Annotated in this window: 18 protein-coding genes; 4 read left to right on the top strand and 14 right to left on the bottom strand. The window is 73.1% G+C overall.

Annotation, left to right across the window (positions count from 1 at the left end; genetic code table 11):
* Nucleotides 1–5: 5 nt before the first annotated feature.
* Complete coding sequence (locus ML5_RS17010) at nucleotides 6–791, bottom strand: hypothetical protein (RefSeq protein WP_013288005.1); 786 nt, start codon at nucleotides 789–791, stop codon at nucleotides 6–8.
* Nucleotides 792–999: 208 nt separating this feature from the next.
* On the opposite strand from ML5_RS17010, the gene ML5_RS17005 reads away from it, so the two are divergent.
* Nucleotides 1000–1464, top strand: coding sequence for a DUF4383 domain-containing protein (locus tag ML5_RS17005; RefSeq protein ID WP_041784560.1), 465 nt, complete (start codon nucleotides 1000–1002; stop codon nucleotides 1462–1464).
* 85 nt (nucleotides 1465–1549) lie between these two features.
* Nucleotides 1550–2209: a DUF6766 family protein gene (locus tag ML5_RS17000; RefSeq protein ID WP_013475504.1), complete on the top strand. Its 660-nt coding sequence runs from the start codon at nucleotides 1550–1552 to the stop codon at nucleotides 2207–2209.
* Nucleotides 2210–2212: 3 nt separating this feature from the next.
* Here ML5_RS17000 and ML5_RS16995 read toward each other — a convergent pair whose 3' ends face one another.
* The 10 genes from ML5_RS16995 to ML5_RS16950 all read right to left on the bottom strand — a co-directional run bounded on the left by ML5_RS16995 (nucleotide 2213) and on the right by ML5_RS16950 (nucleotide 15134).
* Complete coding sequence (locus ML5_RS16995; protein ID WP_013475503.1) at nucleotides 2213–2662, bottom strand: GNAT family N-acetyltransferase; 450 nt, start codon at nucleotides 2660–2662, stop codon at nucleotides 2213–2215.
* 59 nt (nucleotides 2663–2721) lie between these two features.
* Nucleotides 2722–4173: a GTPase ObgE gene (gene obgE / locus ML5_RS16990; RefSeq protein ID WP_013288009.1), complete on the bottom strand. Its 1452-nt coding sequence runs from the start codon at nucleotides 4171–4173 to the stop codon at nucleotides 2722–2724.
* Between the two features lie 90 nt (nucleotides 4174–4263).
* Nucleotides 4264–4518 (bottom strand): 50S ribosomal protein L27, encoded by a 255-nt coding sequence (gene rpmA, locus ML5_RS16985; protein ID WP_013288010.1) that lies wholly within the window; start codon nucleotides 4516–4518, stop codon nucleotides 4264–4266.
* Between the two features lie 11 nt (nucleotides 4519–4529).
* Complete coding sequence (gene rplU, locus ML5_RS16980; RefSeq protein ID WP_013288011.1) at nucleotides 4530–4844, bottom strand: 50S ribosomal protein L21; 315 nt, start codon at nucleotides 4842–4844, stop codon at nucleotides 4530–4532.
* A gap of 302 nt (nucleotides 4845–5146) precedes the next feature.
* Nucleotides 5147–8416 (bottom strand): Rne/Rng family ribonuclease, encoded by a 3270-nt coding sequence (locus ML5_RS16975; protein ID WP_013475502.1) that lies wholly within the window; start codon nucleotides 8414–8416, stop codon nucleotides 5147–5149.
* A gap of 130 nt (nucleotides 8417–8546) precedes the next feature.
* On the bottom strand, nucleotides 8547–9266 hold the full coding sequence (locus tag ML5_RS16970) for a TIGR03936 family radical SAM-associated protein (RefSeq protein ID WP_083395316.1): 720 nt from the start codon (nucleotides 9264–9266) through the stop codon (nucleotides 8547–8549).
* A 333-nt stretch (nucleotides 9267–9599) separates the two neighbouring features.
* A complete protein-coding gene (mycP, locus tag ML5_RS16965; RefSeq protein ID WP_013475501.1) occupies nucleotides 9600–11042 on the bottom strand; it encodes a type VII secretion-associated serine protease mycosin in 1443 nt (480 codons plus the stop codon).
* A 10-nt stretch (nucleotides 11043–11052) separates the two neighbouring features.
* Entirely contained in the window at nucleotides 11053–12528 is a 1476-nt protein-coding gene (locus ML5_RS16960) for a hypothetical protein (RefSeq protein ID WP_013288015.1), read from the bottom strand.
* 13 nt (nucleotides 12529–12541) lie between these two features.
* Complete coding sequence (locus tag ML5_RS16955) at nucleotides 12542–12979, bottom strand: hypothetical protein (RefSeq protein ID WP_013288016.1); 438 nt, start codon at nucleotides 12977–12979, stop codon at nucleotides 12542–12544.
* 169 nt (nucleotides 12980–13148) lie between these two features.
* On the bottom strand, nucleotides 13149–15134 hold the full coding sequence (locus tag ML5_RS16950; RefSeq protein ID WP_013288017.1) for a TIGR03960 family B12-binding radical SAM protein: 1986 nt from the start codon (nucleotides 15132–15134) through the stop codon (nucleotides 13149–13151).
* 205 nt (nucleotides 15135–15339) lie between these two features.
* Here ML5_RS16950 and ML5_RS16945 point away from each other — a divergent pair, with 205 nt between their 5' ends.
* On the top strand, nucleotides 15340–17208 hold the full coding sequence (locus ML5_RS16945; RefSeq protein ID WP_013475500.1) for a hypothetical protein: 1869 nt from the start codon (nucleotides 15340–15342) through the stop codon (nucleotides 17206–17208).
* Nucleotides 17209–17212: 4 nt separating this feature from the next.
* Here the strand turns inward: ML5_RS16945 and ML5_RS16940 are convergent, their stop codons facing one another.
* From ML5_RS16940 to ML5_RS16930, 3 genes are all read right to left on the bottom strand, one after another.
* Nucleotides 17213–17920, bottom strand: a complete 708-nt coding sequence (locus tag ML5_RS16940; protein WP_013288019.1) for a 1-acyl-sn-glycerol-3-phosphate acyltransferase — start codon at nucleotides 17918–17920, stop codon at nucleotides 17213–17215.
* 157 nt (nucleotides 17921–18077) lie between these two features.
* On the bottom strand, nucleotides 18078–21224 hold the full coding sequence (gene ileS / locus ML5_RS16935) for an isoleucine--tRNA ligase (protein WP_013475499.1): 3147 nt from the start codon (nucleotides 21222–21224) through the stop codon (nucleotides 18078–18080).
* 398 nt (nucleotides 21225–21622) lie between these two features.
* The gene (locus tag ML5_RS16930) at nucleotides 21623–23182 is read right to left on the bottom strand and encodes an alkaline phosphatase (RefSeq protein WP_013475498.1); all 1560 of its coding nucleotides are present in this window, start codon (nucleotides 23180–23182) and stop codon (nucleotides 21623–21625) included.
* A gap of 195 nt (nucleotides 23183–23377) precedes the next feature.
* Here ML5_RS16930 and ML5_RS16925 point away from each other — a divergent pair, with 195 nt between their 5' ends.
* Nucleotides 23378–23818, top strand: a complete 441-nt coding sequence (locus tag ML5_RS16925) for a carboxymuconolactone decarboxylase family protein (RefSeq protein ID WP_013288022.1) — start codon at nucleotides 23378–23380, stop codon at nucleotides 23816–23818.
* Nucleotides 23819–23858: the final 40 nt, after the last annotated feature.

Genomic DNA, 23858 nt, shown 5'->3' with positions numbered 1-23858 from the left:
GCCGGTCACGGGCGGGGAGCGCCGGTCGACGGGACACCCGGCAGCGGGTCGGTGCGCTCCGGCGGCGGCAGCGGCTGACCGGTGCCACCCGCCGGGTCGGCCCAGGTGTTCGGGGCGCCGCCGGCCGGGTAGGTCGCGCCCGGCGCGGAGTAGCCCGGGTCCGGCTCGGCGTAGCTGCCCGGCGTCGGGTCGAGGTAGCCGCCCGGCGGGACCTGGTCCGGCACCTCACGCGCGGTCGGGATGACGGCGGTGCGGTCCGGGTCGTACGCCGGCCGCGCCGTGCTGTCGTCGCCGATCGCGGCGATGTTGCGGGTGAGCCGCCCGGCGACCACGCCGAGCAGCGCCGCCCCGACGAGGAACGTGCCGGGGTTGCGGCGGGCGTAGGTCTTCACCTCGTTGAGCAGGTCGCCCGGCTCGCGCTGCTCCAGCCAGCCGGCCACGCCGTGCACGCGCTCGGCCGCCTGGTGGGCCAGCTCGGTGACCGGTCCGGAGCCGCCACCCTGCTGCGCCATGGTGCGCATCTCGTCGGCGAGCGACCGCAGTCCGCTGGCGGCGCGCTGCTGCTGCTGACCGGCCTGCGCGGTGACCTGGCTGCGGGTCTCGCCGTAGAGGTCGCGGGCCTGCCGCTTGGCCTCGCCCACCACCTCCCGGCCCTGCTCCTTGGCGGTCTGCGCGACGGCGCCGCCCGCGTTCGCGGCGTCGGAGCCGACCTGGCGGGCCTGGTCACGCACACCGCCACCACCGTTCGTCGACTGGTACGTGGCCGAACTGGGGGAAAGATCCTGAGTCATGGTGTCCCTTCCGCTCGTACTTCCCAGCGGGTGTCTTCGGGGGGTACGCGGATTTGTTTCCGCGTGACAAGTGCCCTACCCCAGGTCGGCGGCTCCATGCCTGATTCGTGAATTCTCTGCGGGACCGGCCCGCCCCGGTCAGACAATGAGGTGCCCGCCCGCCCGGGCGGCGGCGAGTTCCACGGGGGTGACAGGGATGGCACGTGACGTGCGCGAACACGCGTCCGCCCGGCCTGCGGTGCAGAAGGTAGCCCTCGCGGCGGCGGCTCTCTTCGCGCTGATCGGCGTGCTCGGCTTCGTGCCCGGCATCACCACGCACTACGGCGAGATGACGTTCGCCGGGCACCACTCCGAGGCGAAACTGCTCGGGGTGTTCCAGGTCTCGGTGCTGCACAACCTGGTGCACCTGCTGTTCGGGCTGGTCGGTCTGGTGATGGCCCGGCGGCTGGCCGGGGCACGGGTGTTCCTGGCCGTCGGCGGCGCGCTCTACCTGGTGCTGTGGCTGTACGGCTTCGCCATCGACCGGGACACCTCGGTCAACTTCGTACCGGTGAACGACGCCGACAACTGGCTCCACCTGGCCCTCGGTTTCGGCATGCTCGCCGCCGGCCTGCTGCTGAACAACAACCTCGGCACCGGCACCCGGGTGGAGGCCCCCTTCGACCGCCCCTGACCAGGCGCGACACGCCGGTGCGGCGTTTGCCCCGGCCCGACGCCGGGCAGGAGGGCAACCGCGAGCGGGTCGAGGAGGTCCGGCGATGCCACGGTGGTTGCGCGACAACATGCTCTCGGTCGCCATGCTCGGCGTGTTCCTGGTCTTCCTGCTGCTCCAGAGCGTGTTCGGCTGGCAGGTGCACAACGAGGAGCTGAGCCGGTACGGCGCCGAGCCGCTGAGCTGGTGGGCCTATCTCGGCACCGGGCACTTCGCCGAGGCGGTGTTCGAGAACTGGGAGTCGGAGTTCCTCCAGATGGGCGGCTACGTGCTGCTCACCGCGTACCTGGTGCAGAAGGGCTCGGCCGAGTCGAAGCCGGAGGACCAGACGGACCGCCCGGAGGACGACCGCGACCACGCCCGCCCCGATTCACCGTGGCCGGTACGCGTCGGCGGGCTGCCGCTCGTGGTCTACCGCAACAGCCTCGCCGTCGCGCTTCTGATGATCTTCGGGGGCGCGTTCCTGGGGCACCTGTTCGGCGGCGTGGCCGCCTACAACCAGGAGCAGGCGCTGGAGAGCGGCGCCGCCCCGATCAGCGCGTGGCAGTTCCTCGGCACCAGCGACTTCTGGTTCCAGTCGATGCAGAACTGGCAGAGCGAGTTCCTCGCCGTGGGCGTGCTGATCCTGCTCAGCATCGTGCTGCGCCAGCACGCCAGCCCCGAGTCGAAGCCGGTCACCGCGCCGCACGCCCAGACCAGCGCCTGAGCGTCAGGCCGCCACCGGCAGCCGCTTCGCGAAGCAGACGCTGTACGGGTTGTCCACGTACTCGCCGTAGACCGGGATCGGCTCGTAACCGCTGGACCGGTAGAGCCCGATCGCGGCCGGCAGGTAGGTGCCCGTCTCCAGGCACACAGTGCGGTGCCCCTGCTGGAACGCCAGCTCCTCCAGCGCCACGAGCAACTGCCGGGCGATGCCCCGCCCCCGGTACGCCGGCCGTACGTACATCCGCTTCAGCTCGCCGGTGTCGGCGTCGAGCGCCTGGAGGCCGCCGCAGCCGACCGCCCGGCCGCCCACCACGGCGGCCAGGTAGTGGATGTCGGTGTGCACGACTGTGACCTGTCCGTCCAGCCCGCCGTCCGCGTCCCGCAGCTCACGCTGCTGGGCGACGACGAGCGCGGCGATCTCCGGATCGGTGGCGGGACGGGACTCGATCAACATGCCCGTACGCTAGATCGGCCGGATTTCGCGCAGGTTTCCCGCCACCGACCCGCAAACGGCTACTCGGCGTCCGCTTCCGCCGCGGGCGCGGCCTCGACCTCGTCCTCCGGCCGGACCCGGCGGGCCTTGCGGGCCGCCAGCCGGTCGGACGCCGACGGACGGTTCGACTTCTCCTCCAGCCGTACGTCGGTGCCCCGGTTACCGGGCACGAAGTCGACACCGGCGTAGAGCGTCGGCTGCCAGTCGAACTCCCGGTCGCCGATGCGCACCAGGTCACCGGCCTGCGCGCCGGCCTTCGCGAGCTTCTCCTCGACGCCGAGGCGGGCCAGCCGGTCGGCCAGGTAACCCACTGCCTCGTCGTTGTCGAAGTTGGTCTGCTTCACCCAGCGCTCCGGCCGGCTGCCGCGCACCGTGTACGAGCCGTCCGGCTCGGCCTCGATGGTGAAGCCGGCGTCGTCGACCGCCTTCGGGCGGATCACGATCCGGGTCGGCTCGGCCGGTGGGGCGGCCCGGCGGCCCTGGTCGACCAGCTCCGCCATCGCGTACGTCAGCTCCCGCAGGCCCTCCCGGGTGGCGGCCGAGACGTCGAACACGCGCAGGCCGCGCGCCTCCAGGTCGGGGCGGACGATGTCGGCGAGGTCCTTGCCGTCCGGCACGTCGACCTTGTTGAGCGCGACCAGCCGGGGCCGGTCGGCCAGGCCGCCGTACTGGGACAGCTCCGACTCGATGGCGTCGATGTCGGCGAGCGGGTCGCGGCCGGGCTCCAGCGTCGCGGTGTCGATCACGTGCACCAGCACGGCGCAGCGCTCGACGTGGCGGAGGAACTCCAGGCCCAGGCCCTTGCCGCTGGCCGCGCCCGGGATCAGGCCCGGCACGTCGGCGACGGTGAAGGTGTGGTTGTCCACCCGCACCACGCCCAGGTTGGGCACCAGCGTGGTGAAGGGGTAGTCGGCGATCTTCGGCTTGGCCGCGGAGATCACCGAGATCAGCGACGACTTGCCCGCCGACGGGAAGCCGACCAGGCCCACGTCGGCGACGCTCTTGAGCTCCAGCACGACGTCCAGCCGGTCGCCGGGCTCACCCAGCTCGGCGAAGCCCGGCGCCTTGCGGCGGGCGTTCGCCAGCGAGGCGTTGCCGCGCCCGCCCCGGCCGCCCCGGGCCGCCTCGAACGTGGTGCCGACGCCGACCAGGTCGGCCAGCACCTCTCCGTCGAGGCTCTGCACGACGGTGCCGTTCGGCACCTTGATGACCAGGTCACGGCCGTTGGCGCCGTCCCGGTTCGAGCCGGCGCCGCCCTTGCCGTTCTCGGCCTTCAGGTGCGGCCGGAAGTGGAAGTCGAGCAGCGTGGTGACCTGCGGGTCGACCACCAGCGACACGCTGCCGCCGTGGCCGCCGTTGCCGCCGTCCGGCCCGCCGAACGGCTTGAACTTCTCCCGGTGGATCGAGACACAGCCGTGCCCGCCGTCGCCGGCCTGCATGTGCAGGACGACCCGGTCAACGAACGTCGTCACGACGCCAATCCTTCCAGCGGGGTCCGCCCCGCACGGGGAAAAGCGAAGCGGGCCGGGACTCGAGGTCCGCGGCCCGCAACGCTTACAGAACTACTGCTGAGGCACGATGCTGACGGTCTTGCGACCGCGCTTGGTGCCGAACTGCACCGAGCCGGCGGCCAGCGCGAACAGCGTGTCGTCGCCGCCACGGCCGACCAGGTCACCGGGGTGGAACTTGGTGCCACGCTGACGGATGAGGATCTCACCCGCGCTGACGACCTGACCACCGAAGCGCTTCACGCCGAGCCGCTGGGCCGCGGAGTCACGGCCGTTACGCGAGCTGGACGCACCCTTTTTGTGAGCCATTGGAGGACGACCTACTTCCCGCTGGAGATGCCGGTCACCTTGACCTGGGTCAGCGGCTGGCGGTGACCCTGGCGCTTGTGGTAGCCGGTCTTGTTCTTGAACTTGTGGATCCGGATCTTCGGGCCCTTGGTGTGCGCGGCGATCTCGCCGGACACCGCGACCTTGGCGAGCTTCGCCGCTTCGGTCACCAGGTCGTCACCGTCGACGAGGAGCACCGCGGTGAGCTTCACCGCGTCGCCGGGGGCACCGGCGAGCTTCTCGACCTCGATCACGTCGCCCTCGGCGACCTTGTACTGCTTGCCGCCGGTCTTGACGATCGCGTACATCGGAGGCGGACTCCCTGTCGTTGAGGCTGCTGGCGTCTATTGCACCGTTGCCGGCTGTCACACCGTCGACGGTCGTTCCCACGGCGTCTCGCCGGGAGCCGTGACACCGGCGGCGCGGGCACGCGGGAACTCGGCACACCAAAGTGCGCCGCAGGCAAGCGTACGCCATACCCGGCCCGCCCCCCAAACCGGGCTGCCGGTCGGTGCCTCTCCGCCCTGCTCGGCGGACACGACAGGGCCCCCGCCCCGCCTCTTCCCGGCGGATCGGGGGCCCTGTTCGCGCAGGTCAGCGCGCTAAAGCCTCACGGCCGCGTACGCCGCCGGGCACCACCACGGCGCGCCCGCCGGCGCGGGGCGCCGCTGTCGTCGTCGTTGTCTCCGTCACCGATCGCGTCCGGGTCGTCGGCGGCGGCCAGCCGGGCCGAGTCGCCCTCCTGGCTGTCCGCGATCGCCGGGGCGGCGGGCGTGTCCGTCTCGAACCGGGACAGGTCGTAGCCCTGGGTGTCGTAGTAGTCGTCGTCGGTCTCGACCACCTCGGCGACGGTCCGCTCCGGGGCGGCCGGCGCCTCGGTGACTGCCTGCGGCTGCGCGGAGGGCTGCTCCGGCGCGGCCTCCACCGCGGGCTTCTCCGCGGCGGCCTTGCGGCCCCGGCGGCGGCCCTTCTCCTCGGCCGGCGCGGCGACCGCCGAGGCGACCGCCTTGACCTTCTCCCCCGCCCCGCCGCGCGGCTTCTCCGGCACCGGCTCGGTGTGGATGATCACGCCCCGGCCCTTGCAGCACTCGCAGGTCTCGCTGAACGCCTCCAGCAGGCCCGCGCCGATGCGCTTACGGGTCATCTGCACCAGGCCGAGCGAGGTGATCTCGGTGACCTGGTGCTTCGTACGGTCCCGGCCGAGGCACTCGGTGAGCCGGCGCAGCACCAGCTCCCGGTTCGACTCCAGCACCATGTCGATGAAGTCGATCACCACGATGCCGCCGAGGTCGCGCAGCCGCAGCTGGCGCACGATCTCCTCGGCCGCCTCCAGGTTGTTGCGGGTGACCGTCTCCTCCAGGTTGCCCCCGGAGCCGGTGTACTTGCCGGTGTTGACGTCGACGACAGTCATCGCCTCGGTGCGGTCGATCACCAGCGAGCCGCCCGAGGGGAGGAAGACCTTGCGGTCCAGCCCCTTGAGGATCTGCTCGTCGATCCGGTACTCGGCGAACACGTCCGCCACCCCGGCGTGCCGGCGCAGCCGCGCCACCAGGTCCGGCGACACGTGCGACAGGTACGACTCGACCAGGTCGTACGCGGGCTCGCCCTCGATGACCAACTCGCGGAAGTCCTCGTTGAAGAGGTCCCGGACCACGCGGATGACCAGGTCCGGCTCCTCGTAGAGCAGCACCGGAGCGCCGCCCTCGGTCGCCTTGGCCTGGATGTCCTCCCACTGCGCCTGGAGCCGCTTGACGTCGCGCGCCAGCTCGTCCTCGCTGGCGCCCTCGGCCGCGGTCCGGACGATCACCCCGGCGCCGTCCGGCACCAGCTTCTTCAGCACGTCCCGCAGCCGCTTGCGCTCGGTGTCGGGCAGCTTGCGGCTGATCCCGGAGGCGTTGCCGTTGGGCACGTAGACCAGGTGCCGGCCGGAGAGCGCGATGTGGCTGGTCAGCCGCGCGCCCTTGTGCCCGATCGGGTCCTTGGTCACCTGCACCAGCACCGAGTCGCCGGAGCGCAGCGCCTGCTCGATCGAGCGGGCCCGGCCCTCCAGGCCGGTGGCGTCCCAGTTGACCTCACCGGCGTACAGGACCGCGTTGCGCCCGCGCCCGATGTCGACGAAGGCCGCCTCCATGCTCGGCAGGACGTTCTGGACCTTGCCCAGGTAGACGTTTCCGGCCATCGTGCCGGACGAGTTCCGCGTGACGTAGTGCTCCACGAGCACGCCGTCCTCGAGCACCGCAATCTGGGTGCGGTCGCCGCGCTGGCGGACCACCATCACCCGGTCCACCGCCTCGCGGCGGGCCAGGAACTCCGACTCGCTCAGGATCGGCGGGCGCGTACGCCGCTGCTCGCGGCCGTCCCGCCGACGTTGCCGCTTGGCCTCCAGCCGGGTCGAGCCGGAGACACCCTGCACCTCGTCGACCGGCTTGCGCGGCTCACGGATCTTGACGACGGTCGGCACGCCGTCCTCGGCGGCGGTGTCCGCCTCGCCGGCGCCCCGGCGGCGACGACGGCGACGGCGACGGGTCATCCCCTCGCCCTCGGCCTCCTCGTCCTCCGCCGGCTCCTCGGCCTCACCCTCGGCCTCGGCCGCGGCGGGCTCCTCGACGTCCTCGTCGTCGGCCTCGTCCGCGCCGCCCTTGCCCCGGCCACGACCCCGGCGGCCCCGGCGGCGGCGACGCCGGCCCGCGGCCGTCTCGTCGTCCTCGTCCCCCTCGGCGGTCTCCTCGGCCTCGGCGGCGAGCTCCTCCTCGGCGACCTCCGGCTCGACCTCGGCCTCGACCGGCTCGACCTCACGGCGGCCGCGACGGCGGCGCCGGCCGGTCTCGACCGCTTCCTCGATCGGCTCCTCGGCGGCCGGGTACGTCACCTGGACGGCCGGCGCCTCGTCGGGCTGCGGCGCCATGAACAGGACGGTCGGCGCGGAGAGCGCGGCACGACGCCGGCGGCTGGTGGCCGGCGGCGTCTCGGCCGGCTCCTCGGCCGCGCGCGGCACGGCGGCACCCGTCGACACGACGCCCGTCGCGTCGGCCGGGCCGCCGCTGCGGGCCAGGTTCACCTCTTCGGTACGCGCAGCCGCGGCGCTCGCGTCTGCCACGGCCTCGGCCTCGGCGTCCTCGACGTCCTCGCCAGTGGTCTCACCGATGCCGCCGGTGCTCGCCTTGCCGGCGCCGGCGGCCTTGGTCCTGCTGGTGGTGGCCCTGCGCCGGCCGGTGGGGGCCTGCGGTGCAGTCTCGGCGGCGGTACCCGCGGTGACGGCCTCGCCCGGTGCGGCGGTCTCGCCGCCGTCGATGTCGGCGCGTCCCTCGGCGATCAGGTCGCCACCGGGCGCGGAGACCGGTCCGTCGATCACGCCGTCCGCGGGCGCCTGCCCCGCGGCGGCGGTCTCGTCCGGCGCGACGGTCTCGGCAGCCGGCGTGGCCTTGCGACGGCGGGTCCGGGTCACCTTGACCGGCGGCACGACCTCCTCCGAGGCGGCCTCCACACCGGCCGCGGCCACCGGCTCCTCGACCGCCTTCGCCGGCGTCGCCTTACGACGCCGCCGGGTGGTCTTCGGCGCGGTGTCCAACTCACCGGCCACCGGCGCGAGCACCTCGGCCTGCGGCGACTCGCCGCTGCCGGTCACCGTGGTGGACGCCTCGACCGGCGCGTCGGTCTGCTCCGGCTGGTTCAGCGGAGCGGCCTTGCGGCGGCTGGCCCGCTTACGGGCGGGCGGCTTGGTCTCCGCGACGCCCTCCACGGTGCCTTCCGTGGTGGCTCCCCCGGCGCCGGCAGAGGTCGCGCTCGCGGCGCTGCCGGAGGCGGTGGTGGCGCTGTCGGCGGTCGTCCCGGCCGGCTCTGCGCCGGTCCGTTCGCCGCCCTCGGGCTCGTTCTCGAGCATGGACGTTCTCCAGTTCTGGCCGCCCCGGGCGCGGGTGAGCGCTGCCACGCAGGGTTGCCGCAAAGGTGTTTCCGCCGGGCGCGCAAACGCGCGACCGCCGAAGTCTGCCTGCCAGAGCGTTGACCGACGGTCAGCGCTCTCCGATGGTTGCCCCGTCGCGATCCGCTTCCAACGGATCGACGATCTCGCCCTGCGCGGTCAGCGTGCCCTGCGCCAGCCGGATCACCTTCGGGGTGACCGGCGGCTCCAGGGCGGCCACCGCACGGAGGCCGGACAGGACGTCATCGGGCCGAACGGACGGGGTGACCTGCCGCACGACCAGTTCGAGTATCGCACACGGTACGGCCGCCGCCCCGGAAGGCGTCTCAGCCGGAGCCATGGCATCGATCGACACCACTGCCGCACGGGCGTCGAAGGTACGCCGCCCCTGCTTGGTCATCCGCTCGACCTGGATCTCCTCGGCAGCCGTGAAGGCCGCCACGGCCTCCGCGAGCACCTTCGGGTCGACCTCGGGCAGTTCGATCCGCCAGTACGACGCCTCGATCCGGTCCGCCAGGCTGCCGCCGACGGCCTCCACCGCGTCGATCACGTCGAGCCCGGGCGAGAGAGCGGCGTCGAGCGCCTCACGCAGCCGTGCCGGGTCGACCGGCTCACGGAGCCCGATCTCCAGGTACTCGGCCTCGCTCGCCACTCCCGTCGGGGCGGCCGAGGCGTACGAGATCTTCGGGTGCGGGGTGAACCCCTGAGAGAAGGCGATCGGCACGCCGGCCCGGCGCAGCGCGCGCTCGAAGGCCCGGGCGAAGTCCCGGTGCGAGGTGAACCGCAGCGGCCCACGCTTGGCGTACCGGATACGGACCCGCTGGACGACGGGGGCCTGGCCGCCCTCGGGTTGAGGCTTTCTGGCGATCGTGAGCTCCTCGGCTGTGCCTGCGTATCGGTCTCATCCTGACGCAGCGCCCACCGCGCCCCACACCCGGGGCCACCCCACCCACCCCAAACCCCCACAAACCCCGCCCCCCGCCCCCACCCACCCCATCTCCACCCGGTCGATCATGAGGTTAACGGCGAAATCGGAGATCAACTTCGGCGTCAACTTCATGATCGTCGGGTTGGGCGGTGCTGGGGTGGGGGTGGGGGTGGGCGCGAGGGCTTGTGGGGCGGGTCGGGGTGCGGGGTCGGTCGGTCAGGGGCGGGGGTCGCCGGGTGGGGCGTACGGGCTCTGGCCGGGTGGGGTGTGGGCCTGGCCCTGGGGCGGGTAGGCGCCCGCGCCGGGCTGGGGGTACCCACCCGGCTGCGGGTATCCGCCCTGCTGGGGGTATCCGGCCGGCTGGGAGTGCGCGCCGGGTGGCGGGTAGCCGCCGGGTGGGCCGTAGCCGGGCGGCGGGGCGGCGTGACCGGCGGGCACCGGCGGGCCCTGCCCACCGGCGTCCATCCGGTCCAGCGCCTCGTCCGGGATCGAGCCGACCTTCGCCAGCTCACGCCGGTGACGGCGGCGGTTCCAGATCAGGAACACCACGAGCGCCAGCAGCACCACGAGCGCCACGGCGATGCCGATGCCGATCACCATCACCTGCTGGTCGGTGGGGCCGCCCCGGTCGCCGTACTTCGTCACGTCGAAGTTGTCGTCCTCGGCGGCGGCCGGTGGCGCGGACGCGCTCGGCGCGGCGGCCCCGAGCAGCGGGTTCGCCGACACCGACGGCACGTCTGCGGTGAGCGCCGCCACCGGGTCGATCCGGCCGAAGCCGAACCGCGGGTCGCGGCCGGGCGGCCCGGCGTCCCGGGCGGTACGGATCATCCGGTTGATCACGTCGGGCGCGGAGAGCTTCGGGTGCTTCGACCGGATCAGCGCCGCGACGCCGGAGACGACGGCGGCGGCGTCGGATGTGCCGTCCCCCCAGCCATAGCCCCGGTCCGGGCCGATGTTGTAGACCTCGTCGCCGGGCGCGGCGATCACCGCTTCCGGGCCCTGGGCCGATCCGGACCAGAAACCCCCGCCCCGGACCGTGCCGGTCACCGCGATCACGCCGGGGATCTTGGCGGGTGAGACGACGTCCGGGCCGGCCTGCCGGACGTTGCCGGCGGCGGCCACCACGACCACGTCGCGCTCCAGCGCGTACCGGATCGCGGCCTCCTCGACCTCCTCCACGGGCCCGGCGCCGCCGTACGACAGGTTGAGCACCTTCGCACCGCCGTCGACGGCCATCCGGATGCCGGTCGCGGAGTCGTCCTTGGTGGCCGCCGCGCCGACGGGCTTCCGGATGGGCAGGATCCGGGCGTCGGGCGCGATGCCGACCACCCCGGTCCCGTTGGCCGCGATGATCCCGGCCATGTGGGTGCCGTGGCCGTCCGGGTCGCGCCGGCCGTCGCCGGAGTCACGGGTGCTGCCCCCGGCCAGGACCCGGCCCCGCATGTCGGGGTGCCCGGCGTCCACACCGGTGTCCAGCACGCCGACGACGACGCCCCGCCCGGTGGAGATCTGATGCGCCCGGTCGATCCGCAGCTCGTCCAGATACCACTGCTCGGCGCGGCGCGGCGCGGCGACCGCCGGCTGGGCGGCACCCAGCAGCATCAGTCCGGCAAGCAGACCGGCCGTCACCGGCCGGAGCGCGCCGACGTGCACCTTCATCCGTCCGTCCTCATCGCAGGATGCCCGGGGACGCACCGTCACCGGCGCCCCACGGATCGTCGTCCTCAGTCAACCATGACGAGTGCCCCGCCGCGTCGCCGCCGTGACCGGCGCCGCCGTGACCGCCCATCATTCCGCCGCCCATCATCCCGGCGCCGGCCATCCCGCCACGCGCGCCGCCCGCGCCGCCCGGTCCCGCCGCGGCCGCGGCCTTCAACGCGCTGGCCGCGCTGGTCAGTGGCGGAACCTTGCCGTTGCCGCCGCCGACCATGCCGGGCAGGCCGCCCATGGCCATGCCGCCGGCCGCGCCGATCCCACCGCCGCCGATCCCGCCGGCCGAGCCCAGGCCGGCGCCACCACCGCCGAAGCCGCCGCCACCGGCGCTCAGTCCACCCGCGCCACCGCCGCCCAGACCGAGCGTGCCCGGCCCGCCTGCGGTGATCGTGCCGGGCCCGCCCGCGCCGGCCAGACCACTGCCGTACTCCGGGGTGCCCGAGCCGGGGGCGCCACCGAGCTCGGGGATCCCCCCGGTGGTCGGCGGGGTGTAGGAGCCGCCGCCGGGGATGCCGCTGCCGGGCCCACCCGGGGGCGGCGTGAACGAACCGCCGCCGGGCGTGCCACCACCGATGCCGGTGCTGCCGATGGACGGCATGGGGCCGCCACCGCCGGGCATGCCGCCGCCGGGCGCACCGCCACCCGGCAGGCCGCCGCCGGGCACACCCGTCGGGGGAACGCGCGGGTCGCCGCGGTAGCCGTCGCCCAGTTCGCTGTCCGTGGGACGGGGTACGGCCAGCTTGGGGCGCTCGGCCTCGACCGCTGCCGGCAGCGGCGACATCGCCTTGTTGGCCGCCTGCTGGTTGTCGCGGTACCAGTTGTCGAGGTGCGACTTGGTGTCCCACCAGCCGCCCCGCTTCTGGTCGCTGGCGTTGCCGTCGATCTTCATGGTGGCTTCGAGGTCGTCGGCCTTGTCGCGGAACGCGCCGTCGGCGTACAACGCCTGGTTGCCCTGGTAGTCGCTGCGCAGCGCGGCGAGGAAGCCGGACTGGCTCTCACCGTCGCGCGCGTCGTCCAGCTCGGTGCCGCCGGGCAGGCTCCACTCGTTCCAGCCGAAGTTGTCCATCAGCGGGATCGGGATGCTCGCCACCGCCGTACGGATGTCGCCCTCGATCCGCGACAGCGCGCCGCTGACGTTGCTGGCGTGCGTGATGAGTTCCTCGATGTCCTTGCCGATCTCGGACAGGTGCTCGCGGTACGCGTCGCCGCCGCTGCCCTTCCAGCCGGCGAGCATCCCGGGCAGGCCGCCGGTGTGCGGGCGCTCCTGGCCGGCCGCGATCGGGCCGACGAACGAACGGCCCACCAGCGAGTCGCGTAGGTGGCCGAGCGCCGTGGAGAGGTTCTTCCAGCCCGCGCCGACCGATCCGACGGTTTCCGGGTCCGCCGAGAGCGTCACCTCACGGACGCAACGCTCCCAGGTGCCTCCTGCCATGACCGTCTCCCCCTCAGGCCGTGTACGGGTAGGTGGGCTGCTGCCCGGCGTCCGGCGGCGGGGCCGCGGACTCCAGCAGACGCTCGATGTCCTTGCCGTTGGCCGCGTTGCGGGCCTCGGCGTCGCGGAACGCCTTGGCGATGTCCTGTGTGCCCTGCTTCAGGCCGGCCAGCTTCATGGAGATGGCCTTGAGGTGGGCCTCCATGCTCGCGGTGGACGTGGTCAGCGCCTGCCACTGCATCCGGGCGTCCTCGTACGCGCCGAACGGGGTGCCGTTGGGCACCGTCTGCGCGTTGCCGCTGTCGCCCTTCATCCGCTCCTTGATGCGCTCCATCTCCCAGGAGATGGTGTCCTCGACGTACTGCTTGAGGCGCTCGATGTACTCGGCCGCCGCATCCAGGTCCTCGACGCTGACGTGCAGATCGCCGGTGTCCGGCGGATTGATGCCCATGCTGCCTGTCCTCCCCGCTGCCGGCCCCGGCCGGTCCATTACGGACGCAGCGTATCGAGGAAGGACCAGTCGGGGCACCCCCACCCCGCGTACCGCGACGGTCACCGGGAAGGACGACGGAGCGCGGGAACCCGGTCGGGTTCCCGCGCTCCGGTGAGTGCGGGCGGCGTCAGCCCTGGGCGGCTGCGGGCAGCTTCAGCCCGTTGACCGGGGTGAGCGGCAGCAGCTTGCGGCCGGTCGGGCCGATCTGGATCTCGGTGTCCATGGACGGGCAGACGCCGCAGTCGAAGCAGGGCGTCCAGCGGCAGTCGTCCTGCTCGTACTCCGACAGCGAGTCCTGCCAGTCCTGCCAGAGCCAGTCCTTGTCCAGGCCGGAGTCGAGGTGGTCCCAGGGCAGGACCTCCAGCTCCTCGCGCTGCCGGGTGGTGTACCAGTCGAGGTCCACGCCGTACGCCGGCAGTACCTCGGTGGCGGCGTCCACCCACCGCTGGTAGGAGAAGTGCTCGCTCCAGCCGTCGAACCGGCCGCCGTTCTCCCAGACCTTGCGGATCACCGCGCCGACCCGGCGGTCGCCCCGGGAGAGCAGGCCCTCGATCAGCGACGGCTCGCCGTCGTGGTAGCGGAAGCCGATCGCCCGGCCCAGCGACCGGTCGCTGTTGATCGCCTGCTTGAGCAGCTTGAGCCGGCCGTCGATGACCTCCGGCCGCTCCATCGAGGCCCACTGGAACGGGGTGTGCGGCTTCGGCACGAACCCGCCGATGGAGACCGTGCAGCGGATGTCCTTCGACCCGGTGGCCGCGCGGCCGGCCCGGATCACCTCGTGCGCCATGTCGGCGATCTCGAGGACGTCCTCGTCGGTCTCGGTGGGCAGGCCGCACATGAAGTAGAGCTTCACCTGCCGCCAGCCGTTGGAGTACGCGGTGACCACCGTACGGATGAGGTCTTCCTTCGACACCATCTTGTTGATCACCTTGCGGATCCGCTCCGACCCGCCCTCGGGCGCGAAGGTCAGACCGGTCCGCCGCCCGTTGCGGGACAGCTCCTGGGCCAGGTCGATGTTGAACGCGTCCACCCGGGTCGACGGCAGCGACAGCGAGACGTTCGTGCCCGCGTACTGCTCGGCCAGGCCGGAGCACATGTCGCCGATCTCGGAGTGGTCGGCCGACGACAGCGACAGCAGGCCCACCTCGTGGAAGCCGGAGAACTCCAGCCCTTCCTTGACCATCTGGCCGACGGTGGTGATCGACCGCTCCCGCACCGGGCGGGTGATCATGCCGGCCTGGCAGAAGCGGCAGCCGCGGGTGCAGCCCCGGAAGATCTCCACCGCGTACCGCTCGTGGACCGTCTCGGCGAGCGGCACCAGGGGCTTCTTCGGGTACGGCCAGGCGTCCAGGTCCATGGTGGTGCGCTTGTGCACCCGGAACGGCACGTCCGGCCGGTTCGGCACGACCCGCTGGATCCGGCCGTCGGGCAGGTAGTCGACGTCGTAGAAGCGCGGCACGTACACGCTCTCGGTGCGGGCCAGCCGCAGCAGCAGCTCGTCGCGGCCGCCCGGGGAGCCCTCCGTCTTCCACTCCCGGACGATGGCGGTGATCTCCAGCACCGCCTCCTCGCCGTCGCCGAGCACCGCGGCGTCGACGAAGTCGGCGATCGGCTCCGGGTTGAACGCGGCGTGCCCGCCGGCCACGATCACCGGGTCGGCGTCGGTGCGGTCGGCGGCGAGCAGCGGGATGCCGGCCAGGTCGATCGCGGTGAGCAGGTTGGTGTAGCCCAGCTCGGTGGAGAACGAGACGCCGAACACGTCGAAGTCACGCACCGGGCGGTGGGCGTCGACGGTGAACTGCGGCACGCCGTGGGCGCGCATCAGCTTCTCCAGGTCGGGCCAGACCGCGTACGTCCGCTCGGCCAGCACGTCGGGCAGCTCGTTGAGCACCTCGTACAGGATCTGCACGCCCTGGTTGGGCAGGCCCACCTCGTACGCGTCCGGGTACATCAGCGCCCACCGGACGGTCGCGGCGTCCCAGTCCTTGACCACCGCTCCCAGCTCTCCACCCACGTACTGGATGGGCTTGGTCACCTGCGGCAGCAACGGCTCCAGCCGGGGCCAGACCGAGTTGGCGGCGGCGGGACGCGGGGTCGTGGACGGGGCACTCATGATGCCCAAGCGTACGCGGTGCCCCCGCCTTCTCCCGCGCCCGCGCCCGTGTCCGCCGCGTTGATCAAGGAGTTTGTGTGCTGTCCGGCGCTTCCACGGGCACGAACTCCTTGATCACCGGAGTGGGGCCGGGGACCGGGGCGGAATTCGTCCCGGGTGGCGGGGCGGTACTAACCTCGCAACGGGCCGAGAGGAGATTGCCGCGATGCCGCAGCCGCAGCCGGGGGCGGACCGGCCGGCCGACGGGGCCGAGATGCCGTCCGTCACCGAGCCGGCGACCGCCGCCGACACCGAGGACGCCACGGGCGCCTCGGCTCCGGCGTCCCCACCCGGCACACCGGAGGCCGCCGACGACCGGACATCCGGCGCGACGGCGGCCGACCAGCCGTCCGGCGCCGCTGACAGCGAGCCCAGCGAGCAGCCGGAGCAGGCCGGACCCGCGCGGCCGGACGAGCCGGCCGAGCAGGCGCTGCGGGACGACCGCCCGGAACCGTCCGAGCAGGCTGAACCGGCACGGCGGGACCAAGCAGCCGAACCGGCGGACCCGGCCAGCACCGCCCCGCTCGACAGCGCGAGCCCGCACCCACCGGCCGACGACGCCGCCGCCCCCACCGGCAGGGCCGGCCCCCAGGCGAGCGCGACGATCGCCGACGCCCTCTCCGGCAACGCCGGAATGCCGGCCGACGCGCCTACCGGCGACGAGGCTCCGACTGCCGACGCCGGAGCGCCGGGCGGCACTCCGCCCGTACCGGTCACCCGGGCTCGGGGATCCGCGGCGGTTCCGGGCCGCACCACACCCGTACCCACTCCCCGGACCGGGCGGCAGCCGGATCCGACCCGGATCGACGTCGCGCCGCAGCCGCCCCGGGCCGCGGCCACGCCTGACCCCACCAAGGTCGAGAACGCCCAAGACCGCATGCCATCGGCGAACACGCCGGACCCGACCCGCGTGGAGAACACCCCCGATCCGACCCGGGTCGACGCGCCTGCGCCCCGCTGGAGCGGTTCCGCCGCGGTCCCGCCACCGCCGCCGCGACGGCCCGCCTGGGGCGAGTCCGCCGAGCCCACGCCGGTGCCGCCGCTGGCATCGCCGGAGCACGCCACGCCGGTCGACCCGTGGGCCGGGGTGGACACCACCGGCTGGGAGCTGCACGCCCCCGAACTGCCGCCGCCGACGCCGACGCTGCCCTACACCGCGCCCTGGGCCGCGCCGGACAACCCCCACCCGGCCCATCCGGCGCCACCGGCGGCCCACCCCGCCCCGCAACCGGCGCCACCGGCCCGTCCCGCGCCGCCCGCAGCCCGGCCGGTCTCACCACCGCCGCACAGCCCGCCGTACCCCGGACCGGCCCGGCCGGTCTCGCCGCCGCACCACCCCGGTCCGCCCGCCGCCCGGCCGCTGCCGCCCGCGGCGCCCGTCGCTCCGCCGGCGAAGCCCGGACGGCCGCCGAAGCAGCGCCGGGGCAAGGCCGGGCCGCCTGTCGCACCGCCGCCGGGCTGGCAGCAGCCGCCGAAGCGGACCCGCCGTCGGCGCCGCTGGCCCTGGGTGCTGCTGCTCTCCGTCGCCTGCTGCTGCGGCCTCCCGCTCTGGTGGTTCCAGCCGATCTCCAGCCAGTACCCGGCCAGCGCCACCCTCCCGGACCAGATCGACTCGATGCGGCTGCGCCAGGACGAGAGCAGCCGGACCGCCGCCGAGGAGCTGAAATCCCAGGTACGCGAGGCGAACCTGCTCGCCGAGGACACGTTCGCCGGCATCTACAGCACGAGCGACGGCAAGCGCGTGACGTTGTTCGGCAGCACCGGGCTGCGGTTCAGCCCGGAGTCGGACGCCAAGGCGGAACTCGACCGCCTCGCCGGGGACTACGCCCTGAAGGAATCGGTGGCCGTGGACACCGGCGTACGGGGGCGCCACGAGCGCTGCGCCGTGGGCCGGGCGGACGGCGACTCGGTGGTGGTCTGCGTCTCGGCCGACCACGGCAGCCTCACCACGGGTGTGTTCACCCGGCTGTCGGTGGACGACAGCGGGCGGCTGCTGAACGACCTGCGCCAGCGCGTGGTGGTGCCGAAGTCCTGACCGCTCAGGCGGTCTGCTCGCCGCCGGCCTGGTCGCCTGCGGTCTGGTCGGCGCGCTTCGGGGCGTAGCGCGGGACGTACTCCTGGCCGCTGAGCTTCTGGATCTCGGCCATCATCTCGTCGGTCATCGCGCGCAGCGAGGTGCGGTCGTCGGGGCGGCCGGTGAAGTCCAGCGGCTTGCCGAACTTGATGGTGATCTTGGCGCGGCCCGGTCGCGGGATCCGCGTACCGATCGGCTGGGCCTTGTCGGTGCCGGTCACGCCGACCGGGATGATCGGCACGCCGGCGGCGATCGCCAGCCGGACGGTGCCGGTGCGCCCGCGGTAGAGACGCCCGTCCGGGGAGCGGGTGCCCTCCGGGTAGACGGCGACCAGGTCACCGGCCTTGAGCACCGGGATCGCCGCGTCGAACGCGGTCAGCGCGGCCCGGCCGCCGGCCCGCTCGACCGGGATCGCGCCCAGCCCGGTGAGCACGAACTTGGAGAAGCCGCCCTTGAGCCCGGTGCCCTTGAAGTACTCCGACTTGGCCCAGAACGCCAGGTGGCGGGGCACCACGGTGCCGAGGAGCAGTTCGTCGGCGACGGAGAGGTGGTTGCTGGCGAAGATCGCGCCGCCGGTCGCCGGGATGTGCTCCAAACCCTCCACGTGCGGACGGAAGGCCAACCGGAGCGCGGGCGCCACGGTGAGCTTGCCGATGGTGTAGAGCAGGGGCACGGGTCCTCCGGCGGTCGTACGTGAAACAGGCGCTGTCACGGTAGCCGACGCGGCCGTCCGCCACCGAGCGGGTGGTCCGCAGTCCACTCGCTGGGTGCGGGTGTTAAGCAGGGGCCCCTCCTCTACCTGAGGCGTTAAGAAGGGCCCCCGCCTTACATCACACCTTGCGGACCGTCACTGTCACGCGCTCGCCCTCGCCGGCCTCGCCGTCGAAGCCGTCGAGGCCCTCGGCGAAGTCGATGCTGTCGGCGAGCACCTCCCGGGCCACGAACCCGGTGTACGCGGCGACGGCCGCGCGCACCTCCTCCGAGGCGGAGACGGCCACCGTGATCCGGTCGGACACGTCGAGGTCGGCCTCCCGGCGGGCCTGCTGAACGACCCGGACCACGTCCCGGGCCAGCCCTTCGGCTGCGAGTTCCGGCGTGACGTCGGTGTCCAGCACGACCACTCCCTCACCGCCGGGCAGCGGCGCGGAGTGCTCGGCGTCGGCGGCGACCAGGCGCAGCTCGTACTCGCCCTCGGCGAGCGTGACACCGGCGGCGACCGGGGCGCCGTCGCGCAGCTCCCACTCCCCCGCCTTGACCGCCTTGATGACCTGCTGGACGGCCTTGCCGACGCGCGGGCCGAGCGCCCGCGGCACCACGGTGAGCACCTGCTGGCAGTACGCGGACACCTCGTCGGTGAGCACGACCTCCTTGACGTTCACCTCGTCGGCGACCAGGTCGGCGAAGGGCCGCAGCTGGGCGGCGACGGGCGACGCCACTGTGAGCTTCGCCAGCGGCAGCCGTACCCGCAGGCCCTTGGCCTTGCGCAGCGACAGCGCCGCCGAGGCGACCGCCCGGACGTTGTCCATCGCGGAGACCAGCTCGTGGTCGGCCGGGAACTCCTCCGCCTGCGGCCAGTCGGTCAGGTGCACCGACCGTTCGCCGGTCAGCCCGCGCCAGATCTCCTCGGCGGTCAGCGGCGCCAGCGGCGCCACCACCCGGCAGAGCGTCTCCAGCACGGTCCAGAGCGTGTCGAACGCGTCCGCGTCGCCGGCCCAGAACCGGTCCCGGGACCGGCGCACGTACCAGTTCGTCAGCGCGTCCAGGTAGGACCGCACGGTGGCGCACGCGCCGGAGATGTCGTACGCGTCCATCTGCGCGCCGACGGTCGCGACCAGCTCGTTCGTCTTCGCCAGCACGTACCGGTCGAGCACGTTCGTGGAGTCGGTACGACGACGCGCGGTGTGGCCGTCGGCGTTGGCGTACAGCGAGAAGAAGTACCAGACGTTCCACAGCGGCAGCAGCACCTGGCGCACCGCGTCCCGGATGCCCGACTCGGTGACCGCCATGTCGCCGCCGCGCAGCACCGGCGAGGACATCAGCATCCACCGCATCGCGTCCGACCCGTAGGAGTCGAACACGTGGTAGACGTCCGGGTAGTTGCGCAGGCTCTTGGACATCTTGCGCCCGTCCGAGCCGAGCAGGATGCCGTGGCTCAGGCAGTTGCGGAACGCCGGCCTGTCGAACAGCGCGGTGGCCAGCACGTGCATGGTGTAGAACCAGCCGCGGGTCTGCCCGATGTACTCGACGATGAAGTCACCCGGGTAGTGGTGCTCGAACCACTCGCGGTTCTCGAACGGGTAGTGCACCTGGGCGAACGGCATCGAGCCGGACTCGAACCAGCAGTCCAGCACCTCCGGCACCCGGCGCATCATCGACTTGCCCGTCGGGTCGTCCGGGTTGGGGCGGACCAGGTCGTCCACCGCCGGCCGGTGCAGGTCGGTCAGGCGTACGCCGAAGTCCCGCTCGATCTGCTCCAGCGAGCCGTACACGTCCACCCGCGGGTGGTTCGGGTCGTCGGACTTCCACACCGGGATCGGCGAGCCCCAGAACCGGTTCCGGCTGATCGACCAGTCCCGGGCGTTCGCCAGCCACTTGCCGAACGAGCCGTCCTTGATGTGCCCGGGGGTCCAGTTGATCTGCTGGTTCAGCTCGACCATCCGGTCCTTGAACGTCGACACGGCGACGAACCACGACGACACCGCCTTGTAGACCAGCGGGGTGTCGCAGCGCCAGCAGTGCGGGTAGGAGTGGGTGTAGGTGTCCTGCCGCAGCACCACCCCCCGCTCCTTCAGCTCCCGGATCACCGGCTTGTTCACGTCGAAGACCTGCTCGCCCTGGTACGGCGGCACCAGCGCGGTGAACCGGGTGTGGTCGTCCACCGTCACGACGGTGGGGATGCCGGCGGCGTTGCAGGTGTTCTGGTCGTCCTCACCGAAGGCGGGCGCCAGGTGGACGATCCCGGTGCCGTCCTCGGTGGTCACGAAGTCCGCGCCGAGCACCTGGTACGCGTTCGGGCCGGCCGGCTCGACGAGGAAGTCGTACAGCGGCGTGTAGCGGCGTCCGACCAGGTCGCGGCCGTACACGGTGCCGACCTGCTCGTACCCCTCCAGCTCCTTGGCGTACGCGCCGAGGCGCGCGGCACCGACGACGTAGCGCTCACCGTCGCGTTCCAGCAACGCGTACTCGATGTCGGGGCCGACGGCGAGCGCCAGGTTCGACGGCAGCGTCCACGGCGTGGTCGTCCAGACGCCCAGCTTGACCGGCCCGCGCAGCGGCTCCGGCGCGTTCTCGTCGGCGGTCAGTTCGAACCAGACGGTGAGCGTCGGGTCGTGCCGGTCCCGGTAGACGTCGTCCATCCGGGTCTCGGTGTTCGACAGCGGCGTCTCGCACCGCCAGCAGTACGCGAGCACCCGGAAGCCCTCGTAGACCAGACCCTTGTCGTGCAGGGTCTTGAAGGCCCACATGACGCTTTCCATGTAGTCCAGGTCGAGCGTCTTGTAGTCGTTGGCGAAGTCGACCCAGCGGGCCTGCCGGGTGACGTACCGCTCCCAGTCGTGGGTGAACTCCAGCACCGACGTGCGGCAGGCGTCGTTGAACCGGGCCACGCCGAGGTCGAGGATCTCCGCCTTGGTGGTGATGCCGAGCTGCTTCTCGGCCACCACCTCGGCGGGCAGGCCGTGGCAGTCCCAGCCGAACCGGCGCTCGACGTGCCTGCCACGCATGGTCTGGTAGCGCGGCACCACGTCCTTGACGTAGCCGGTGAACAGGTGGCCGTAGTGCGGCAGGCCGTTGGCGAACGGCGGGCCGTCGTAGAAGACGTACTCGTTCTCGCCGTCCCGGCCGGCGTCGCGGGCCTCGACTGACGCCTCGAAGGTCTTGTCGGCCGTCCAGTGCTCCAGCACCCGGCGCTCGACCGCGGGCAGGTCCGGGCTCGCCGGTACACCGGCGCCGGTCGGGTCGTGCAACGGATAGGCCATCGCCTGTCGCTCTCCCTCAGCAGCTCACTCGTCCGTGGTCTGCGAGGACGAGCCGAATCCGGTACGCCGTGACCGGCGCCCGGGTGTGGCCCGCGGTACCACCCCGCTTGGCGGCCGAGGTGCGACCGCCCGCTCGTTGGCCGGCTGTGACGGGCCGGTCCCGTCCGGTTCTACTGAGCCGGTGACCCGGCCGTTCTTCCGGAGGCTCGCCGGTGATGGCCGGGTCGTCGCCTGTGCCCGTCAAGCGTACTCGACCCCCCACCCACCGCGCCGCCGAGTATCACCCGCCCCGCCTCTCCCCGCCCCGCCCCTGCCCCGTCGATCATGAAGTTGACGGCCAGATCCGAGATCCACATCGCCGCCAACTTCATGATCAACGCATCCAGGGCGGGGTGGGGTCAGCGGGAGGTGGGGGCGGGGAGGGTGGTGGTCCAGAGGGAGGCGCCGGTGCGGTCGCGGAGGTGGACCGTGAGGGCCCGCGACGGGCCGTCGATGGTCACCTCGCCGAAGTGCTGGAAGCCCTCGGCCGGGGAGGTGTTCGCGCGCGGCGGGGCGTGCACGAACACCGCCTTCGGGCCGAACGTGCCGTCCAGCGCGTTCGGGCCGAACGCGCCGGCGTGCGCCGGGCCGGAGACGAACTCCCAGAACGGGCTGAAGTCCCGCACCGCGGCGCGCGCCGGGTCGTAGTGGTGGGCGGCGGTGTAGTGCACGTCGGCGGTGAGGAACACCAGCCCGGTCACCCCGGCCCGGTGCGAGGCGCGCAGCACCTCGGCGAACTCCAACTCCCGGCCGGCCGGCGCGCCGTGGTCGCCCTGCGCGACGCCCTCCTGCGCGGCGGAACCGTCCGGCACCACCAGGCCGATCGGCAGGTCGTTGGCGATCACCTTCCAGGTGGCCCGGGACGCGCGCAGCTCCCGGATCAGCCACTCCCGCTGCGCCTTGCCGAGCAGGCCCCGGTTGCGGTCGGCGTACGTGTTGCCGTCGTTGGGGTCCTTGTAGGTGCGCATGTCCAGCACGAACACGTCCAGCAGCGGCCCGTACGACAGCTTGCGGTACATCGGCCCGCCCGACGGCACCGGCAGCCACTCGTGGAACGCCTGCCGGGCCCGGGCGGCGAGCACGTCCACGCGCTTCTCGCCGTACCGCTCGTCGGTCAGGATCTCCCCCGGGTACCAGTTGTTCACCACCTCGTGGTCGTCCCACTGGTTGATCTGCGGCACCTGGGCGGCGAACGCCCGCAGGTGCTCGTCGAGCAGGTTGTACGCGAACTGCCCCCGGTACTCGGCGAGCGTCTCGGCCACCTTGCTCTTCTCCGGCGTCACCAGGTTGCGCCAGGTCCGGCCGTCGGGCAGGACCACGCTCTCGGTCAGCGGCCCGTCGGCGTACACGGTGTCGCCGCTGCACAGGAAGAAGTCCGGGCGGCGCTCCCGCATGGCCCGGAAGATCGCCAGGCCGTCGAAGTCAGGGCTGATCCCCCAGCCCTGCCCGACGATGTCGCCGGTCCACACGAACCGCACGTCACGCCGCTGGTGCCGCCCGGGGGCGGTGGCGAACGAACCGGTCAGCGGCTCGCTGCACAGGCCGTGCCGGTCCAGGCTCTCCACCCGTACCCGGTAGTGCAGCCGCTCCCCCGCGGGCAGGCCGCGCAGGCGGACCTTGCCGGTGAGGTCGCCGGTGGGGTCGACCACCGGGCCGCGCACCAGGCGGGCGCCGCGCAGGTCCGGCCGGCGGCTGACCTCGACCAGCATCCGGCCGGGCCGGTCCGCGCGGGTCCAGACCAGCGCCGAGTCGGCGGTCACGTCGCCGCTCTGCACGCCGTGGGTGAGCAGCGGCCGGCCGCTGCGCCGCAGGCCGGGTGCGGCGGGCGCGCCGGGCGCGCCGAGCAGCGCGCCGCCGGCGACTCCGGCACCGGCGACCAGGCCGGCGCGGAGCAGGGTACGTCGATCGAAGTGCGTCATGGGTTCTCCCGGTCTCGGCAGTGTCGCCAGCCGGTCTACCGGCCGCAGGTGGCCGGGAACTCCGGTCGAGGTGACCGGCACGTCAACGACTGCTGTCCAGCGCCCCGGCATGACCACCGTCACACCGCCGGGCCGTCACACCGCGCCCGCCGTGCCCCGTCCTGTGCGCGTACCCGAACCCTCAAGGAGGCGGCGATGAGCCGGATGGACATGGCGGCAGTGGCGCCCGAGGCGTACCAGGCCGTGCTGGGCCTGGAGAAGTACGTCCGGGCGAACGTGGACCACACCGTGCTGGAGCTGGTGAAGCTGCGGGCGTCGATGCGCAACGGCTGCGCGTTCTGCGTCGACATGCACAGCCGCGAGGCGCTGGCGGCCGGGGAGGACAGCCGCCGGCTGTTCGCTGTCGCGGCGTGGCGCGAGGCGCCGTTCTTCGACGAGCGGGAGCGGGCCGCACTGGCCCTCACCGACGCGGTGACCCGGCTCGGCGAGCACGGCGTGCCGGACGACGTCTGGGACGCCGCGGCGAAGGTGTGGTCGGAGAAGGAGCTGGCGGACCTGGTGATGGCGATCGCCACCATCAACGTGTGGAACCGCGTCGCGGTGACCTGCCGGACGCAGCCGCCGGCGCAGGTCTGATCGCTGACACACGACGGCCCCGGTCCCGCCAGGAGCGGGC

Source organism: Micromonospora sp. L5, assembly GCF_000177655.2.
GTDB classification, from domain to species: domain Bacteria; phylum Actinomycetota; class Actinomycetes; order Mycobacteriales; family Micromonosporaceae; genus Micromonospora; species Micromonospora aurantiaca.
The sequence above is the reverse complement of the archived record's forward strand: the minus strand, read 5'-3'. Positions and strand labels throughout refer to the sequence as shown.

Coding starts and splice junctions, on each gene's coding strand:
- rplU (WP_013288011.1), bottom strand. CDS start 4,844: ATGTACGCGATCGTCAAGACCGGCGGCAAGCAGTACAAGGTCGCCGAG.
- rpmA (WP_013288010.1), bottom strand. CDS start 4,518: ATGGCTCACAAAAAGGGTGCGTCCAGCTCGCGTAACGGCCGTGACTCC.
- ML5_RS16925 (WP_013288022.1), top strand. CDS start 23,378: ATGAGCCGGATGGACATGGCGGCAGTGGCGCCCGAGGCGTACCAGGCC.
- ML5_RS16955 (WP_013288016.1), bottom strand. CDS start 12,979: ATGGGCATCAATCCGCCGGACACCGGCGATCTGCACGTCAGCGTCGAG.
- ML5_RS16930 (WP_013475498.1), bottom strand. CDS start 23,182: ATGACGCACTTCGATCGACGTACCCTGCTCCGCGCCGGCCTGGTCGCC.
- ML5_RS16995 (WP_013475503.1), bottom strand. CDS start 2,662: ATGTTGATCGAGTCCCGTCCCGCCACCGATCCGGAGATCGCCGCGCTC.
- ileS (WP_013475499.1), bottom strand. CDS start 21,224: ATGGCCTATCCGTTGCACGACCCGACCGGCGCCGGTGTACCGGCGAGC.
- ML5_RS16950 (WP_013288017.1), bottom strand. CDS start 15,134: ATGAGTGCCCCGTCCACGACCCCGCGTCCCGCCGCCGCCAACTCGGTC.
- ML5_RS16960 (WP_013288015.1), bottom strand. CDS start 12,528: ATGGCAGGAGGCACCTGGGAGCGTTGCGTCCGTGAGGTGACGCTCTCG.
- ML5_RS17000 (WP_013475504.1), top strand. CDS start 1,550: ATGCCACGGTGGTTGCGCGACAACATGCTCTCGGTCGCCATGCTCGGC.
- ML5_RS16975 (WP_013475502.1), bottom strand. CDS start 8,416: ATGCTCGAGAACGAGCCCGAGGGCGGCGAACGGACCGGCGCAGAGCCG.
- ML5_RS17010 (WP_013288005.1), bottom strand. CDS start 791: ATGACTCAGGATCTTTCCCCCAGTTCGGCCACGTACCAGTCGACGAAC.
- mycP (WP_013475501.1), bottom strand. CDS start 11,042: ATGAAGGTGCACGTCGGCGCGCTCCGGCCGGTGACGGCCGGTCTGCTT.
- ML5_RS16945 (WP_013475500.1), top strand. CDS start 15,340: ATGCCGCAGCCGCAGCCGGGGGCGGACCGGCCGGCCGACGGGGCCGAG.